The sequence below is a fragment of the Saccharicrinis sp. GN24d3 genome (assembly GCF_052400645.1).
Classification (GTDB): Bacteria; Bacteroidota; Bacteroidia; order Bacteroidales; family Marinilabiliaceae; genus Saccharicrinis.
The window spans coordinates 219955-236673 of the sequence record NZ_JBQTGI010000012.1 but is presented as its reverse complement, the minus strand read 5'-3'; the positions used below and the strand labels follow the sequence as shown (position 1 = coordinate 236673).

Below are 16719 nucleotides of genomic sequence, written 5' to 3'. Positions count from 1 at the left end.
GTCCGTCTGTGTATGTGTTTTTGTACCAATAGGTTCCCTTAAGTTAACGGCTATGGATTACTTTCGGGAGCATCGTTCTGGTGAGTTGAAGTGATGCTACGAAGTGCCTTGTTTTGAAACAATTTCAATGTGTAATAGATTTTCTAACGCATATTGCGGGTTAAACATTAATTCTTACGAATTAAAAATAATCCAGCAAATGTCAGCGCCCCGTTTAAAATCAGTTTCTCATACCCCAACTGAAACCCAAACCAATTTACCGAATTAAAATCTAAGATCCCCGTAATTATGGGTGCTGCAACTGCTATAACGGGCACCAATTGATCTTTTACTTTCATTTTCGAGAACAATCCAAATGCATACATTCCCAATAATGGGCCGTATGTATAGCCTGCCAAAATAAATACGGTACTGATAATACTGTCGGCCTTAAATATCCTAAACATCAGAATTACCAAAATCAACATGATGGAGAAGGCCAAATGAACCCATATTCTTGTTCTCTTAGATAGCGTTTCTCCATGATGTGACGAACCCAATATATCAACAGTAAAAGAAGTTGTTAACGAAGTTAAAGCAGAATCGGCACTACTGTAAGCTGCCGCCACCAAACCAATAATAAAAAACACCCCTACCACGGCGGGCAATGCCCCACTGTTTACTATGGTAGGAAATAAATCGTCGGATCGCTCGGGCAAAGCTAAACCTTGTTGGTTAGCAAAAATATACAGTAATGCACCTAACGACAGAAACAAGACATTGGTAGGGATAAATGCAAAACCATACCACTTCATATTCTTCTGTGCTTCTTTTAGGTTTTTGCACGACAAATTCTTTTGCATCATATCCTGATCAAGCCCAGTCATTACAATGGTGATAAAAGCACCGGTAACAAACTGTTTTGCAAAATGCTGTTTCGAACCCCAATTGTCAAATACAAAAACCTTTGAAAGTTCGCTTTGATTAATCAGTTCAATTACCCCACCCACGCCTAAATCCATCGATTTAGCTATATAAACGATGGTAATAATAACCGATGCGAGCATAAAAACTGTCTGAAGAGTATCTGTCCAAATAATTGTTTTGATACCACCCCTATAAGTATACAACCAAATAAGTGCAATCGTAATAACAACAGTGATGGCAAAAGGAATTCCCAATGCATTAAATAAGCTAATTTGCAATACATTGGCCATTAAATACAACCTGGCAGAAGCACCAATAGTCCGTGAAATCAGAAACAGCCAAGCCCCCGTTTTGTAACTGTTCTTTCCAAAACGTTGTTCCAAATAGGTATAAATAGAGGTTAGGTTTAAACGGTAATACACAGGAAGCAGCACGTGCGCAATTACCAGGTAACCCAAAAAATAGCCCCCCACCATTTGAAGGTAGGAGAACTGGGTGTTATTCACCCATCCCGGGACAGAAATAAAAGTAACCCCGGAAAGACTGGCGCCTATCATACCAACAGAAACAATGTACCAAGGCGACTGCCTGTTACCGCGAAAAAAATTTTCGTTATCAGATTCCTTACCCGTAATGTACGAAATCACCATCAGAATCATAAAGTAAAGCCCTACTAATAGGCCAGTATGCAGTGGGGTCATATAGTTTAGTTATAATAGATTTCGTGGCGAAAGGTTTCGTGTTGAACATTCTGTCCAAATTATTTTAACCATCCTTTAATTCTTTTATCTAGCTCTTTCTCTGAAATAACATGGTGATCCTTTACATGACGAAGTCCTTTTTTCAATTTCCTTCAAAAGAATCGCTTTATCAACGAGCTCATCACTGGAGAACCGATCTGGTATTTTAACAATTGTATCAAAACGACTCTCTTCGTCAGCATAATATTATTTTTTTGCAAAGGTAAAAAAAACGCTAACGCTTTTATCAATTTCCAAAAATTACTAAGGTTTAAGAATACTTGAACGCAATATCCACAACGTATTTCTTAGACATTATTGTTACCTGCTTCTCCGTTTTCGATTAACGGCATCAACACCTTGAGTTTCATGCTTTACCCCAAAGAGTGATTTACCAAGTCCGGGCTACCCATTAAACCCGGATTATGCATTAGAACTTCGTCGTGAACATTGAAAGTGCAATAAAACAAGGCTTTACTGAAACGAGGCATCACTTGTCCCGATTACTTTCGGGAGCATCGTTATGGTGAGTTGAAGTGAAGCAGCGGAGTGTCTTGTTTTGAAACAATTTCAATATGTAATAGATTTTCTAATGCATATTACGGGTTGAACATCAAATATTACAGAAAGTAACCAATATTGTGCTTGCGGATTTAAGGACTTGAATGTTATTTATTCTAGCTAGATATTTTTTTTAACTTTGAGCGATTTTAATGGTTGGCAATAATGAATTCGGAAAGTTATCCATCGCAAATATTAGAGAATGCTGTCAAGGAGTTTGCTCAGCTCCCGGGGATTGGCAGAAAAACAGCACTCAGGTTGGTCTTGTTTTTGTTGAAACAGGACAAAAACGATGTATTGCGTTTTGCCGATTCCTTGCGGAGGTTAAGGGAAGAGATTGTCTATTGCAAATCGTGCTATAACATCTCCGACGCAGAAATTTGCCAAATTTGCGCAAGTCCCAAACGAGACCACTCCACAGTTTGCGTTGTCGAAAACGTTAAAGATGTGATGGCCATTGAAAACACACAGCAATATTTTGGTATTTACCACGTTTTGGGTGGAGTAATATCACCCATGGATGGTATTGGCCCCGACGACATTACCGTTAATCCTCTGCTGGAAAAGGTGAAAGCCGGTGAAATTAAAGAACTGATATTTGCTTTGCCAACAACCATGGAAGGTGACACAACCAATTTTTATCTTTACCGAAAATTCAACAATACCAACATTAAAATTACAACGTTGGCTCGCGGGGTTTCAATTGGGGATGAATTGGAATATACTGATGAGGTCACCCTAGGGCGTTCCCTGGTAAACCGTTTACCCTTTGAAAAGACATTATAGATGGATACGAACATTAAAAAAAAATTCAAAGAATTAAATATTATATACATGCTCATTCTTGGCACCATGTCCATTGCAGCAGTTTTAACCGTTTACTTAGTATCCAAGGCAGGTGCCATCAAAGTCTTTGAGCTGGACGCTTTAGACATGATAAAGTCGGTTGTAATCATGGCTTTATTAGTGGGAATACCGGTAAGCCACATATTCTATCACAAAAAGATTAAGCATATTGACACATCTTTAAGTCTTTCTCAAAAAATATCTATGTTTAGAGTAGCGTTTATTGTGCGTATCGTCATGCTCGAAGGCATTGGCTTGTTGTCGATAATTGGATATTTGGTAACAGCCGACAAATCCTTTTTATATATGTTTGGCGTGGTGTTCATTCTTTTTATCATTCATGCCCCTACGCGTCAGCGCATCAGTAGCGACCTTGAATTGAGTGAAGAAGACAAGGAAACATTAAAATAATCTCAACATAAACCACATTACAAAATTAGAATATGACAATAGCTGTTGATTTTGACGGAACTATCGTAGAACATAAATATCCTGCCATTGGCAAGGAGAAACTGTTTGCGTTTGAAACCCTTAAAGCAATGCAAAAGGCAGGTCATTTATTAATTTTATGGACGTATCGTTCGGGTAAAGAACTTGACGATGCAGTTGAGTATTGCAAAAAAAGAGGCATAGAATTCTTTGCTGTAAACAAAAGCTATCCCGAAGAAGTTTTTAACGAAAAAGAGTTTAGCAGAAAAATAAATGCAGATTTATTTATTGACGACCGAAATATGGGTGGTTTCTATGGGTGGGGTGAAATTTGGCAGGAATTAGGCCTGGGTTCTGAAGAAGAAACAGAAAAAATGAGACGCAAATTGGAGCGTTCGTCCAGGAATAGTTTATGCGCTTTTTTTAAATCCATTTTTTGTAGAGAATAAATTCCCTTGAAACTATCGGTTATCATAGTCAGTTACAATGCAGTCGATTTTTTAAGATTGACCTTGAACGCCGTTTTTGCCGCTTGCCGCAATATTGAAGCCGAAGTTTTTGTGGTTGACAACAATTCAATGGATGGCGCACCGGATATGGTAAAGCGCGAATTTCCCGACTGCAAGCTCATTGCCAACAAAAACAACCCCGGTTTTGCCGCCGCCAACAATCAGGCCATCTTGCAGGCAACGGGTAAATATATTTTAATACTTAACCCCGACACAATCGTTGGCGAAGACACCTTTGCCAGCGCCATCTCTTTTATGGAGAGCAAACCGGAAGCCGGAGGCTTGGGAATTCGCATGCTGGACGGCTCGGGCTGTTTTTTGCCAGAGTCGAAACGCGGCATTCCTTCGCCATGGACTTCATTTACCAAAATGGCCGGATTATCAACTTTGTTTCCCCAATCGAAATATTTCGCCGAATACCACAAAGGTTACCTGAACGAGAAAGAAAATTATCCGATAGAAATCCTTGCAGGTGCCTTTATGCTTTTCAACAAGGATGTTTTAAACAGCATTGGAGGCTTCGACGAGGATTTTTTTATGTACGGTGAAGATATAGACTTATCGTACCGCGCCATTAAAGGAGGTTATACAAACTACTATTTTTCAGATGCTTCTATTATACATTTCAAAGGGGAAAGCACCATCAAGGACAGAATTTACGTAAGCAGGTTTTATAAAGCGATGATACAATTTGCTAAAAAACATTTCAGCAAATCGTATGGAACTATTTTAAAAATATTTATTTATGCAGGCGTATACCTTGCCAAACTAGTTTCCTCAATGAAACAAGGCTTATCCAAGGCAGTGCCAGCAGCAAGCTCTCCAACCCATAAGATACTGCTTTTAAAAGATCATATGCCCTCGCAAGATTTGATACATAAACTCCATAAAAACTTCGAGGTTATTTTTATTGAAGACTTAACGAACCAACAGGAAGGCACCCTGGTATTTGTGCAAGGATCTATGACCTATAAAGAAATGATAGAAACAATGGATTTTTACAAAGAACGGTTCCATTATCGTTTTCTCGACACCAAACAACAGGTGATGATTGGAAGTGACAATCGATTTATCAAAGGGCGTACGCTCACCCTTTGACAAAAAGCATTGTATTATAAAAACAAATCTCTATTTTTATGCTGTTTTGGGTGTATAGTCCAATGGATCATACTGAGGAGACAGAATCGATCAACTTTATTTTTTAACCTGTGTGTTTCTGAGCCGTTCGTCTAGAAACATGCATAAAAATTGAAATGCCTTTATGAGGAATTTATACTTTTCACTTCTAATTCTATTTTCCTTTGCTTCCATCAGTGCTCAATTAAAAGAATATAAAAAGGAAATTATAAAAGCCGACGACCTGTTAAGATTCGACAATTATAACAAGGCGGCTCTAATTTACGACGATCTTATTCAGCAATATCCCGACGATGCCTTTATACAATTTAAAGCTGGTGAATGCTATCTGCTTTCTGAAGGAAGAGTTGACAAATGCATCGAACTTCTTGAAAAAGTCATACCCAAATATCCTGTTGAGGACAGAAATAACATACAGGCCATTGAAGCAAGGTTTTATCTGGGGCAAGCCTATCATCTTAACTACAGGTTCGAGGATGCTTTAGAAACTTTTAAAAAACTAAAAGAGCAAATACCCCCAAAAAGATTTGAAGCCGTAGCAAGAATTGAACGCGAAATCCAATATAGTAAAAATGCGATTGAACTTAAAAGCCATCCGGTTGAATTTAAAATCACAAACTTAGGCCCCGTAATCAATACAGAATACGACGAACACAGCCCTGTTGTTAATTTACATGAAGACATGTTGCTATTTACTTCGAACCGGGAAACTGAAATACCCAAAAAAACTGGGGGTGGTCTTTTCGTGGAAAATGTGTTTTATTCGCTTTATCGCGATAAAAAATGGATAACAACCAGGGCTATCGACATAAACACTGGAGGCAACAATGCTACCATAGGTATATCTCCTGACGGAACAAAATTGTTGATATACCAAAACGACGGGATTATCGGCAATATTTACATTAGTAAGATGAAGAACGATAAATGGGGCGAACTGGAAAAGTTGCCCTCCCCTATTAATACCATGGCCAACGAAACGCATGCTTCGTTTTCAATGGATGGGAAAACCTTGTTTTTTACCAGCGACAGAATTGGAGGTTTCGGGGGAAAGGACATTTACGCTGTTACCCAACTTCCTAATGGGGAATGGGGGAAAGTCCGCAATTTGGGTCCCGAAGTAAATACCGAGTTCGATGAAGCCAGCCCATACATCCACCCCAATGGTAAATCTTTGTACTTCAGCTCCGAAGGCCATCGGTCGATGGGCGGCTTTGACATTTTCAAGGCCAACCTTGGGGAAAAAGACCAATGGGGTTCTGCTCGGAACATTGGATATCCAATCAACACCCCCTTCGACGATTTGTTTTATGCACCTACACTTGATGAACAGAGAGTGTATTACGCATCTAAAAGAGATGACGGCTTTGGTGGCTCCGATATTTATTTGATAGAATTCCCCTTCAATCACCCCAATGCATTAACCGTTGTTGGTGGTTTTGTTTTTACCCCGGATGGAGATGCTGCAAGTGATGCAAAAATTACTGTCACCGAAAAGAAGACAGGCAAAAAAGAAGGTGTTTACCGCCCCAGTATGAATAGTGGAAAATACATCTTTATTATCCCTGCCGGTAAAAATTATTCCATGGAAGTAGAAATGGACAATCACAAAACAGTGATCAAAGATTTTAAAGTACCCGCGGGGAAATCCTTTGCCCGGAAAAAAAACACTTTTTATCTTGATCCCCTGGTTTTGAAAGTAGATAAATAAAATTTTATGTACCTTACAAGCCAATTTCTGGCAATAAATGACCCGGAATGATTCGTAAAAGCAAATATTTTATTCGTATTGTTCCAAAGCACTTTGACCGTTATTAAGCTATTTTGTACCTTCGTTTGAAAATTTGAAAACTCATAACAATGTTTCTTAAAACTAACCTCTTAGCAGTTTGTGTTTTATTACTGGTTTCAGTAATGCCCCTTTCGGCGCAAACCAAAAATTCAAGTGCCTCAAAGTTGTTCAACCGTGCCGTTGAATATTCTCAAAAAGGTGATTACGAGCAAGCCATCCCTTTGTTTAGCAAGGTGGTTGAAAAAGAACCCGAGAATGTAAATGTTTTATACAATCTGGGCCATTGTTATTTGAACATGAACGATGGACTGGACTCTGCTTCCGTTTACTTTGAAAGGACCATTGAATTGCTTGACGAAAAAGATTACAACACAGACATAGGAATAGACTTACACTTATCGTTGGCCAAAACAAAACAGATGTTATATAAATACGATGACGCTATTTCTATTTATAACAAAATGTCCGGCTTTATAGATGAAGATCTTATTTTATTAAAGGAAGAGATTGACCGGGAAAAAGAGATTTGTCATAACGGCATCCGCCTTATGAAAAACCCGGTGAAGCTGGAGGTTCATAACTTAGGGAACAACGTTAACTCCCAATACGATGATCATAGCCCACTGGTTAGTGCCGATGAGTCAATCTTATTATTCACCTCCAGGCGCAGGTCCTCTTATTCCCAAATTTTGGAAGACGGACAGTTCTCCGAAAAAATTTATGCTTCGGTCAGGGAAGAAAACAACTGGGATAAAGCCGAAGCCGTGAAGGAGGTATTGGAGCGGGATGCGCACGAATCTGGCGTATGCCTTTCTGCTGATGGCAACGAGTTATATATTCTACGCAGCGATTTTAAAGGACAAAACCTTTACGTAAGCGAATATGACGGGGAAACATGGAGCGAACCGTACTTATTGCCCGAAGGTATTAACAGCCGTTACAACGAAACGCATGCTTCTATCAATTCGGATAAGTCGATGCTTTTTTTTACCAGTGACAGAAAAGGAGGCCTTGGGGGATTGGACATTTATATGGTCAGAAAATTACCCAACGGGAATTGGGGCAAACCGATGAATTTAGGCCAAGATATCAATACGGAATACGACGAGGAAACACCCATGATCCACCCTGACGGCAAAACACTATTCTTCAGTTCTGAGGGTCGTAACACCATGGGCAAGTTCGATATTTTTTATAGCCGCATGAACGCGGACAGTAGCTGGAACGAACCTGTTAATATGGGATATCCAATCAACACTCCGGATGACGATTTCTTCTTTGTTCCAACGGCTGCCGAAAACCGAGCTTATCTGGCATCCTCTCGTTTCGCAGAAAACTACGGAGGCTCCGATTTATATATGATTGAATATGAAGAACCTGAAATGGATCGCCTGGCTGTTGTTAAAGGTCAGCTAAACGCAGGCAGAGATTATCCCTGGGACAACATTGTTATCTCCGTAAAAGAAAAAGGTAACGATCTGCTGGTTGGCGAATATAGGCCCAATCCTTCCTCCGGTAAATATTTGATGATATTGGAAGCCGAAAAAACGTATGACATTGCCATTCAAGGAGAGAGTATTGAAGATACGGAATCAGAACTTACCGTAACCCGTGATATGACCTACCTGAACAAACAGCAATCGGTAAAAATAGGCGATATGATGGTAACCGGATTAATTCCCGAGGAAGAATTAAGGCCTAAGGAAACCTTGATAGCTGCTTCCGGCCAAAACGCCACCGAAACTGCAAATACAAAGGTTACGGGCACAGGTTCCGAAGTTACCAGCTCCAAAGGGTCTGATTTAACCGGAAAATACACGGTTCAATTTATCACTTTGAAAAAACCACTGAAAAACTACGATACGTTCAGGCTTCTGGATGCCAACAAAATAAGCGTATATAAGTGTAAAGATGGCAATTACAGATATGTATATGGTAACTTCGATTACTTTAAGGATGCCAAAAAAGTCAAAGAAGAGGTAATCAAAGCCACCGGCTTCGATGATCCATTTGTACGTTATTTATGGCAACTCAACCAAATGAAAGCGGAGGAATAAATGGGAAAGGCTGTTGCGTTGCGGGCGTTGGAACCCGAAGATGTTGACATCTTATACAAGTGGGAAAACGACATGGCTTTGTGGGTGTATTCGGAAACCCTAAAGCCATTCTCAAAACAACAGCTTAATCAATATATCCAAGGCATTAACCTGGATATTTATCAGTCCAAGGAACTTAAACTGATTGTTGAAACTGAAGAAGAAAATTCAAGGCCAATCGGCATTATAGATCTATTCGATTTCGATCCATATCATAACCGTGCCGGTGTGGGAATTATGGTTCACAAAAAATACGAGGGCCAGGGCTATGCCTCGGCCGCCCTCGAATTATTTATTGATTACTGCTTTAACACACTGGGCATTCAACAACTGTACTGCTCTATTACGACCAATAACGAAAAAAGCATCCGCCTGTTTCAAGGAAAAGGATTTATACTTACCGGAGTTAGAAAGAAATGGAGAAAAGTTGGGCGCGAATATATCGACGAAGGATTTTATCAGCTGATTAATGAGTAGTAATACATTCGCAGATATCAGTTTTACAAGACTGTCCTTACAATACATTTTGTTGAAAATACGTTCTTTAGCTTTTTAGTGTTGTGCTCAATTTTCGCCGCCCCAACTTTGCGAATCCTAATCCTTGCTTCCAGACTGCTCACTATTGACTGTTGCCTGTCTATCCCAAAAAACACCATATTTCAACTTGAGATGTTTTCAGAGGATCCTCAAAAATATTTCAAAATCTTATCTATTGATATTTTCGGGACGTTAGAGTTGATTACTTTTGACTGATTACCGAATAACCCGGTATCTCCTCCAAAAAATTATATCCGGTTCCATTTTTGTCCAGCAAGGCACAATAATGATGTAAACCATTGGTTACACAAACGAATCTTGTCTTTAGCATTATATTGTAACGCATGACCTGTGCAAACACATCCCGGGTTATCTTAACCGATGGAGCCTTACATTCCACAATAAGCATTGGCTTTCGTTGCCTATTGTAAACCACTATATCCGCGCGTTGCGACAGACCATTAATATTGACTAAACTTTCAACCGCCAAAAGGGATGCCGGAAACCCCTTGTCCTCGGTCAGAAACATCATGAAATTTTGCCTGACCCATTCTTCCGGGGTAAGCACGACTTTCTTTTTGCGAATTGGATCAAATATCTTCTTTTTACCGTTTTCTTCCGAAACCGAAAAAGTATATGTAGGTAAATTGAGTGCTTGCATTCAAGAGTATTTATGGCAAATATAACAGCAATATATTGAAATCTGACAACTGAAAGCCATCTACTGTAATTCAAGTATAGGCTAAACCGACCATTTGGTGTACTTTTATTATTCCGTATTTTTATTCTAGCTTTATACAAATAATTGATTCCCTTATTAGTTTCTTTACATAAATAATCTAAATGAAGACAAAAAAAGACATTGTGGACAATTGGCTTCCACGCTACACCGGACGTAAGCTTGAAGATTTTACGCCCTATATTTTACTCACCAATTTTCAGCATTATATTGACTTGTTTGCAGAATGGTATCAAGCACCCATAATCGGCGAGGACAGCAACATGCCCAACGCCAGTGCCGAGGGAGTAACAATTATTAACTTTGGGATGGGCAGCCCCAATGCAGCTACTGTAATGGATCTGCTAAGCGCTATCATGCCCAAAGCTGTTTTGTTTTTAGGAAAATGTGGCGGATTAAAAAAGAAAAACCTACTGGGTGATTTAATCATTCCTATTGCAGCTATCAGAAACGAAGGTACTTCCGACGATTATTTACCGGCGGAAATACCTGCGCTACCCGCGTTTAGCTTACAGAAGGCGGTTTCAACCATTATTAGCGAAAATGCAAGGGATTATTGGACAGGAACCGTGTTTACCACGAACAAAAGGGTTTGGGAATATGACGAACGATTTAAACGGTACCTGGAAAAAACAAGAGCTATGGCTATAGATATGGAGACTGCCACCATATTCACGGTTGGATTTGCCAACAAAATACCCGTAGGAGCGTTATTACTTGTTTCTGACCAGCCTATGATCTCATCCGGAATAAAAACAGATGTCAGTGACAAAAAAGTAACGGCGGAATATGTGGAACAGCATTTACAGATTGGAATTGATTCGTTAAAGGAAATCAGTTCAGGAGGAAAATCGGTGAAGCATTTATTGTTCGATAATTAATAGTATTTTTGCCGGAAAGCAATGCACCCATGAACGAATTTCAGCAAATAATGGCGGATCTGAAAAATCGCCGGTTCAAGCCTATTTACTTTATGATGGGCGAAGAAGCCTATTATATGGATGTTATCACCAATTACATTGTTGACAATGTGTTAACCGAGGAGGAAAAAGGTTTTAACCAAACCATATTCTATGGTAAGGACACGGATGCAGCAAGTGTTGTAATGGCCGCCCGGCGATATCCAATGATGTCGCAGCACCAGGTGGTAGTGGTAAAGGAGGCTCAATATCTGGATAAGATTGAAGAATTACAGCACTATGTTACCGCCCCATTGAGTTCAACCATTTTGGTGGTAAACTATAAATATAAAACGCTTGACAAAAGAAAAAAACTGGCTACGATACTTAAAAAGAGCAACGCCATATTTGAATTTAAAAAATTGTACGACAACCAGGTTTCGGCTTGGATAACCGGATACTTAAAAGAAGAAGGCCTATCCATTGCCATGAAAGCAAGCGCGCTGTTGGCCGACTCGCTTGGCACCGATCTTTCTAAAATTGTGAAAGAGCTCGATAAACTAAAAGTAGCCATTGGACCCGGCGTTACACAAATAACCCCGGAACATATCGAAAAAAATATAGGCTTAAGCAAAGATTATAACAGCTTCGAACTGCAGAAAGCACTGGTTGGCAAAGATATTCTAAAGGCCAATAAAATTATTAAAATATTTGCCAAAAACCCTAAAGACCACCCTATTCAGGCAACCATATCGGTTTTGTTCAATTATTTTTCTAAGCTGATGGTTTATTATTATTTGCCTGACAAGAGCAAAGCGAATGTAGCCAAGGAACTGTCTATTAATCCCTATTTTGTGCAGGATTATACCTTGGGTGCGAGAAATTACTCGGGCCGAAAAGTCGTTTCCATCATTTCTACTTTGCGGGAGTTTGACATGAAAAGCAAAGGCTTTGGAAACGTGTCGGCCGATATGGGAGACCTATACAAAGAAATGATTTTTAAAATAATGCATTAAACATTTAAGACAATAGATTTTGAGTTTTGGAGTGAAACGACATGCCGCACCTATCAATTTCTTATTGGGATGAAAGAAACCATAAACATTTTACTGTGCCATCAGCATCTTCACACGCATAAAAACTTTATCTAATAGTTTCTTATCGAAACATCTCTTTATCTGGTAAAAAATATGAACGTACTAATTATATTAATAGGGGCCATTGTAATTGTAAGCGCTACAGCGTTTAGCCAGCCCCATATTTTCGACAAATACAAATTCAACGCCTATCAAATCATACACCGGAAAGAATATATCCGCTTGCTTTCGCATGGTTTTATACATGGGTCCTGGACCCACCTGTTGATTAATATGTTTGTTCTTTATTCCTTTGGAAACGCGGTTATCTATTATTTTAACCAGGTATTTCCGGGCAGGGGTATTGTTATGTTTCTGATATTGTTTTTTGCGGGCTTGGTTTTTTCAAGCCTGTATTCTTTATTCAAAGAGAAAGACAATCCATACTACAGCGCCGTTGGAGCTTCCGGTGCAGTATCGGCCGTTGTTTTTACCAGTATCTTTTTTGCCCCTTACGCCAAACTATATTTATTTTTGGCCATCCCAATACCGGGAATCATTTTTGGGGTAGCTTATTTGGTATATTCCAGGGTGATGGCACAAAGAAATGTAGATAATGTAGGACATGATGCTCATTTTTGGGGAGCTGTTTTTGGTTTTGTTTTCCCAATCATTTACAAACCTGCTCTTTTTATTGATTTTATTCACGAACTAATTCCGTTTTTGTAATGAACAAAGCTGTTTTTATTGATAGGGATGGTGTGGTAAATAGCGACGAAGGGCACTACTATATTTATCGAGCCGAGGACTTTGTTTTTAATCCCGACATTGAGGCCTCGCTACTGCTGCTTAAAGAGGCCGGGTTCAAATTAGTTTTGGTATCCAACCAGGGAGGTGTGGCCAAAGGGGAATATGGCCTGTACGAGGTTGAAAAGCTGCACGAGTTTATGCAGTTTCACTTAAGAGGGCAAGGCGCCGAATTCGATGCTATTTATTATTGCCCCCATCATGACTCCATTGCTCCTTGCGAATGCAGAAAACCAAAGCCCGGGATGATAAGACAAGCCATCCGGGATTTAAATATCGACCCAAGTCAATCTTTTTTAATCGGCGACTCACCAAGGGATATTGAGGCAGGCCACGCAGCCGGATTAAAAGCTTGCTTTAAAGTTAAAAAAAACACTTCCATTTATAGGGAAGCCAATGAAATTGTTGCTCTAGGTAATGAATGATGTTTGTACTATTTAACGGAAAAATATACTCGGAAGGTCAGGTTCCTGTTACCTTCAACAACCGCGCATTTAGATACGGCGATGCCATTTTCGAAACTATACGATGCAATGGCCATTACCCCCTGCATTTTGAGCTGCATTACAAAAGGTTGACCAAAGCAATGCTTAGCCTTAAGATGGATATTTCAAGTTTGCCCAGAAAGAACGAACTGGAAAACCATATGGTTAAGCTGCTTCAAAAGAACAAAAGCTTTGCCGCTTCTAGGGTGCGGTTACAGGCATATCGCGATGGCGAAGGTTTGTACACGCCACAAACTAACAAAGTTAACTTCATCATCGAATCCTCCAAACTTCCTTCGGTCCAATATCAATTAAATACCAAAGGATTATTAGTGGATGTTTATCCGGATTTTAAGAAGCAATACAACCCGGTTTCCTTTTTTAAGAACGGAAATTCCTTACACTACGTTTTGGCCGCATGTTACAAGCAGGAAAAGGAATTGGGCGATTGTCTGCTAATCAACGAAAAAGAAAAAATCATCGAAGCCAACAGTTCAAACCTGTTTTGGATCAAAAATGGAACCATTTATACCCCTTCGGTTTTTTCAGGATGCGTGGATGGGGTGATGCGCAACGTGCTTATTCAATCCGTAAAGAAAAGCGGATTGGCCCCTTTAATTGAAACCCGGGGAGCCACAGAGCAAGAACTTTTAAATGCCGACGAAATATTTATCACCAATGCCATCCAAGGCGTTCAGTGGATTGTGGGCTTCAAAGAAAAAAGATATTTCTGCCAGCTCACAAAAAAAGTACACGTTCTATTAAACCAAGCTGTTTTCGAGTTATAGTAATCCATAAGTATCACAATCCCAAAAATGTCAATGGATTTCACCTAACTTGGTTGAACCTAAACCAATATTAAAAATAGAATTATCATTAGTAAAAAGATACGACATGGAAATCGAGTAGACGGCTGACGGTCAAATGACCAACCGTAGGCCTCTTACCGGAATTTGCCGTGCGCCACCTCTAAAACTTCAGCAGTATGCATTTTGACTTCCCTTACTCGCAACGTTACACCTGACAGCTACGTTTTCGTATTCGTCCAAAGTACCCCTTGCTAACGGTTCAGAGCAGCCTGTTCGCAGCTTTAACCCGGATTATGCATTAGAACTTCGTCGTGAACTTTGAAAGTGCAATCTTACTAGGTTTTCATCGTTATGGTGAGTTGAAGTGAAGCAGCGGAGTGTCTTGTTTTGAAACAATTTCAATGTGTAATAGATTTTCTAATGCATATTGCGGGTTTAAAGCACGGGTTAATACTGCATATTAATTCGCAGCTCCACAAAAAAGAATTCTCCGTTCCGGATACTAATGGCTTTACCATACCATGCCGGCAGGGCGGGCAGCATCGACTATCTACTTCATTGCATCAACAAAACGGGCCAAATAGGTTCTTCCAATGGGAATCTGAACATCATTTATATGAATTTCTTTATGCGTATACCTGCTAATGTGTTGTTTCGAAACTATATAAGACTTATGAACCCTAAGGAAAAGATTTTGGGGCAATTGCTTATGTATTGATTTTAAGTTTTGATGCGGCATGTAATATTTGCCCGATGTAAATATCTTTACATAATTATCCATCGATTCAAGGTAAAGGATATCAGCTATCTTTATTTTCACGTTTTTGTATTCTATCTTAACCTGCAAATAGGTATCATCTGAAATGGTATTCTTTGCTGAAGCACTGACATTAAGACTCATATGCTTTTGGGCTTTTAGGACAGCTTTGAAAAAACGATTAAAATCAAAAGGTTTTAAAAGGTAATCAATGGCATCTAAGTTATAACTCTTCACCGCATATTGACTGAAAGCGGTGGTAAAAATTACGAACGGCAGTTCTTGCAGCTGCTCCGCGAGCTGTATACCCGAAATATCGGGCATCTTGATGTCCAAAAAAGCAACATCGGGTTGATGCGTTTGCAAATAAGAAAAGGCTTCGACAGGATTATTAAATGTTTTTAGCAGATTCAGCCAAGGTATTTGCCTGCAGAAATCTTCAATTATTTTTAGCGCGAAAGGTTCGTCATCAACAGCTATACATGTTATGGTTTGGGTTTGTTCCATCTTTAATTTTCTTACTCCCGGCAATGTAAAGGATTTTATAATAATATGGACAACTGAACCGTAAAGGTACTACCTTCCTCTTGAATCTTTAACTCATGTTTATCCGGATAAAGCAATCCGAGTCTTTTCTTGACATTACAAATACCTACGCCTGTGCCGGAATCCTCATCATCCGTATTTATCATCTTATTCTCGGAAAAAAAATTTAATTTCCCCTGCTTATATCCTATTTGAATTTGGATAACAGTATCGCTATTGGCGCTTATTCCGTACTTAAAGGCGTTTTCGATAAAGGGCATTAATAACAATGGCGCAACCTGAACGTTCACATCTTCCACCACAAAGCTGTAGTTAACCTTTGTTTTTTTGGGAATTCTCATCTTTTGCAGCGCTATAAATTTATCGACATATTGCCGTTCATGGTCAATGGGCACAAGCTCTTCTTTGGCTTCCGTAAGTACGTAGCGCATCATATCGGATAAGGTTATCACAGCCTGTGGTGCGTTATCTGCTTTTTGCAGGGTTAAGTAGTAGATAGTATTTAGGCTGTTAAATAAAAAATGCGGGTTTATTTGCGATTTTAGCAAGCTCAATTCGGCTTTCACGTTTTCAGCTTTCAGTTTTCGTCCGACTTCCTTTAGATTGTACATATGTTTGGCTATACTCACAGCCAAAACCAACAAAAATAAAATAATCGTACCCATTCTCACCTTTGCCCGGCTTGATGGTCTTATTGAATAAAGATCTTGGGTAAAATTATTTTCTGGCAAAAGTTTGCACACCAGTATGGGGAAATAGAGGAATACAAAAAACGAGAACAATACAAAAACAATGTAACGCAGTGCTCTTTTGGTAAGGATTAGATGGTTGCTACAGTAAAAAAAAGGCACCAGTAACAGGCATGAAAGATAATAATGAAAGGGTGCATAGTTGCTGATTCGTTCAAATACATCCAATAAAAACACAGGCATTACGATTAACAATACCCAAAAAACAACGTGTAAAGAAATTTTTTTGTATGTCATATCTGATATCTTTTAAACCTTACTTTTTTCTGCAACAACAATGAATTAAAAATTTTGCTTGC

16 protein-coding genes are annotated in these 16719 nt (G+C 39.3%); 12 read left to right on the top strand and 4 right to left on the bottom strand.

Annotated features, from left to right (window positions below; translation table 11 throughout):
- Window positions 1–167: 167 nt before the first annotated feature.
- Window positions 168–1607, bottom strand: coding sequence for a sodium:solute symporter (locus ACT29I_RS15795; RefSeq protein WP_444793915.1), 1440 nt, complete (start codon window positions 1605–1607; stop codon window positions 168–170).
- Between the two features lie 765 nt (window positions 1608–2372).
- Here ACT29I_RS15795 and recR point away from each other — a divergent pair.
- The 7 genes from recR (at window position 2373) to ACT29I_RS15760 (ending at window position 9493) form a co-directional block, all read left to right on the top strand.
- A complete protein-coding gene (gene recR, locus ACT29I_RS15790) occupies window positions 2373–2993 on the top strand; it encodes a recombination mediator RecR (protein WP_430936939.1) in 621 nt (206 codons plus the stop codon).
- Window positions 2994–3464, top strand: a complete 471-nt coding sequence (locus ACT29I_RS15785) for a hypothetical protein (RefSeq protein WP_430936941.1) — start codon at window positions 2994–2996, stop codon at window positions 3462–3464.
- A gap of 32 nt (window positions 3465–3496) precedes the next feature.
- Window positions 3497–3931, top strand: coding sequence for a BT0820 family HAD-type phosphatase (locus ACT29I_RS15780; RefSeq protein WP_430936943.1), 435 nt, complete (start codon window positions 3497–3499; stop codon window positions 3929–3931).
- A gap of 6 nt (window positions 3932–3937) precedes the next feature.
- The gene (locus tag ACT29I_RS15775; RefSeq protein ID WP_444793914.1) at window positions 3938–5089 is read left to right on the top strand and encodes a glycosyltransferase family 2 protein; all 1152 of its coding nucleotides are present in this window, start codon (window positions 3938–3940) and stop codon (window positions 5087–5089) included.
- Between the two features lie 163 nt (window positions 5090–5252).
- Window positions 5253–6839, top strand: a complete 1587-nt coding sequence (locus tag ACT29I_RS15770) for a tetratricopeptide repeat protein (RefSeq protein ID WP_444793913.1) — start codon at window positions 5253–5255, stop codon at window positions 6837–6839.
- A gap of 149 nt (window positions 6840–6988) precedes the next feature.
- Entirely contained in the window at window positions 6989–8977 is a 1989-nt protein-coding gene (locus ACT29I_RS15765; protein ID WP_430936949.1) for a tetratricopeptide repeat protein, read from the top strand.
- Entirely contained in the window at window positions 8978–9493 is a 516-nt protein-coding gene (locus ACT29I_RS15760) for a GNAT family N-acetyltransferase (protein ID WP_444793912.1), read from the top strand. It abuts the gene before it with no gap.
- A 262-nt stretch (window positions 9494–9755) separates the two neighbouring features.
- Here the strand turns inward: ACT29I_RS15760 and ACT29I_RS15755 are convergent, their stop codons facing one another.
- Window positions 9756–10214: a type I restriction enzyme HsdR N-terminal domain-containing protein gene (locus ACT29I_RS15755; protein ID WP_430936953.1), complete on the bottom strand. Its 459-nt coding sequence runs from the start codon at window positions 10212–10214 to the stop codon at window positions 9756–9758.
- Window positions 10215–10396: 182 nt separating this feature from the next.
- Between ACT29I_RS15755 and ACT29I_RS15750 the strand changes: the two genes are divergently transcribed.
- The 5 genes from ACT29I_RS15750 to ACT29I_RS15730 all read left to right on the top strand — a co-directional run bounded on the left by ACT29I_RS15750 (window position 10397) and on the right by ACT29I_RS15730 (window position 14347).
- Window positions 10397–11173 (top strand): AMP nucleosidase, encoded by a 777-nt coding sequence (locus tag ACT29I_RS15750; protein ID WP_430936955.1) that lies wholly within the window; start codon window positions 10397–10399, stop codon window positions 11171–11173.
- Between the two features lie 29 nt (window positions 11174–11202).
- The gene (holA, locus tag ACT29I_RS15745) at window positions 11203–12207 is read left to right on the top strand and encodes a DNA polymerase III subunit delta (RefSeq protein WP_430936957.1); all 1005 of its coding nucleotides are present in this window, start codon (window positions 11203–11205) and stop codon (window positions 12205–12207) included.
- Between the two features lie 174 nt (window positions 12208–12381).
- Window positions 12382–12996 carry a rhomboid family intramembrane serine protease gene (locus tag ACT29I_RS15740; protein ID WP_430936959.1) on the top strand — a complete coding sequence of 205 codons (615 nt, stop codon included), beginning with the start codon at window positions 12382–12384 and terminating at the stop codon, window positions 12994–12996.
- Entirely contained in the window at window positions 12996–13499 is a 504-nt protein-coding gene (locus tag ACT29I_RS15735; RefSeq protein WP_430936961.1) for a D-glycero-alpha-D-manno-heptose-1,7-bisphosphate 7-phosphatase, read from the top strand. The genes ACT29I_RS15740 and ACT29I_RS15735 overlap by 1 nt, the downstream gene beginning before the upstream one ends.
- Window positions 13496–14347 (top strand): aminotransferase class IV, encoded by an 852-nt coding sequence (locus tag ACT29I_RS15730; RefSeq protein ID WP_430936963.1) that lies wholly within the window; start codon window positions 13496–13498, stop codon window positions 14345–14347. The genes ACT29I_RS15735 and ACT29I_RS15730 overlap by 4 nt, the downstream gene beginning before the upstream one ends.
- Window positions 14348–14918: 571 nt before the next feature.
- Here ACT29I_RS15730 and ACT29I_RS15725 read toward each other — a convergent pair.
- Window positions 14919–15632 (bottom strand): LytR/AlgR family response regulator transcription factor, encoded by a 714-nt coding sequence (locus ACT29I_RS15725; protein WP_430936965.1) that lies wholly within the window; start codon window positions 15630–15632, stop codon window positions 14919–14921.
- A 35-nt stretch (window positions 15633–15667) separates the two neighbouring features.
- Entirely contained in the window at window positions 15668–16657 is a 990-nt protein-coding gene (locus ACT29I_RS15720) for a sensor histidine kinase (protein WP_430936967.1), read from the bottom strand.
- Window positions 16658–16719: the final 62 nt, after the last annotated feature.

Excerpts from the sequence above, each read along its gene's own strand:
- ACT29I_RS15725 (WP_430936965.1), bottom strand. The coding sequence starts at position 15,632 with ATGGAACAAACCCAAACCATAACATGTATAGCTGTTGATGACGAACCT.
- ACT29I_RS15795 (WP_444793915.1), bottom strand. The coding sequence starts at position 1,607 with ATGACCCCACTGCATACTGGCCTATTAGTAGGGCTTTACTTTATGATT.
- ACT29I_RS15735 (WP_430936961.1), top strand. The coding sequence starts at position 12,996 with ATGAACAAAGCTGTTTTTATTGATAGGGATGGTGTGGTAAATAGCGAC.
- ACT29I_RS15770 (WP_444793913.1), top strand. The coding sequence starts at position 5,253 with ATGAGGAATTTATACTTTTCACTTCTAATTCTATTTTCCTTTGCTTCC.
- holA (WP_430936957.1), top strand. The coding sequence starts at position 11,203 with ATGAACGAATTTCAGCAAATAATGGCGGATCTGAAAAATCGCCGGTTC.
- ACT29I_RS15765 (WP_430936949.1), top strand. The coding sequence starts at position 6,989 with ATGTTTCTTAAAACTAACCTCTTAGCAGTTTGTGTTTTATTACTGGTT.
- ACT29I_RS15760 (WP_444793912.1), top strand. The coding sequence starts at position 8,978 with ATGGGAAAGGCTGTTGCGTTGCGGGCGTTGGAACCCGAAGATGTTGAC.
- ACT29I_RS15780 (WP_430936943.1), top strand. The coding sequence starts at position 3,497 with ATGACAATAGCTGTTGATTTTGACGGAACTATCGTAGAACATAAATAT.
- ACT29I_RS15750 (WP_430936955.1), top strand. The coding sequence starts at position 10,397 with ATGAAGACAAAAAAAGACATTGTGGACAATTGGCTTCCACGCTACACC.
- ACT29I_RS15755 (WP_430936953.1), bottom strand. The coding sequence starts at position 10,214 with ATGCAAGCACTCAATTTACCTACATATACTTTTTCGGTTTCGGAAGAA.
- ACT29I_RS15720 (WP_430936967.1), bottom strand. The coding sequence starts at position 16,657 with ATGACATACAAAAAAATTTCTTTACACGTTGTTTTTTGGGTATTGTTA.
- ACT29I_RS15740 (WP_430936959.1), top strand. The coding sequence starts at position 12,382 with ATGAACGTACTAATTATATTAATAGGGGCCATTGTAATTGTAAGCGCT.
- recR (WP_430936939.1), top strand. The coding sequence starts at position 2,373 with ATGAATTCGGAAAGTTATCCATCGCAAATATTAGAGAATGCTGTCAAG.
- ACT29I_RS15785 (WP_430936941.1), top strand. The coding sequence starts at position 2,994 with ATGGATACGAACATTAAAAAAAAATTCAAAGAATTAAATATTATATAC.
- ACT29I_RS15730 (WP_430936963.1), top strand. The coding sequence starts at position 13,496 with ATGATGTTTGTACTATTTAACGGAAAAATATACTCGGAAGGTCAGGTT.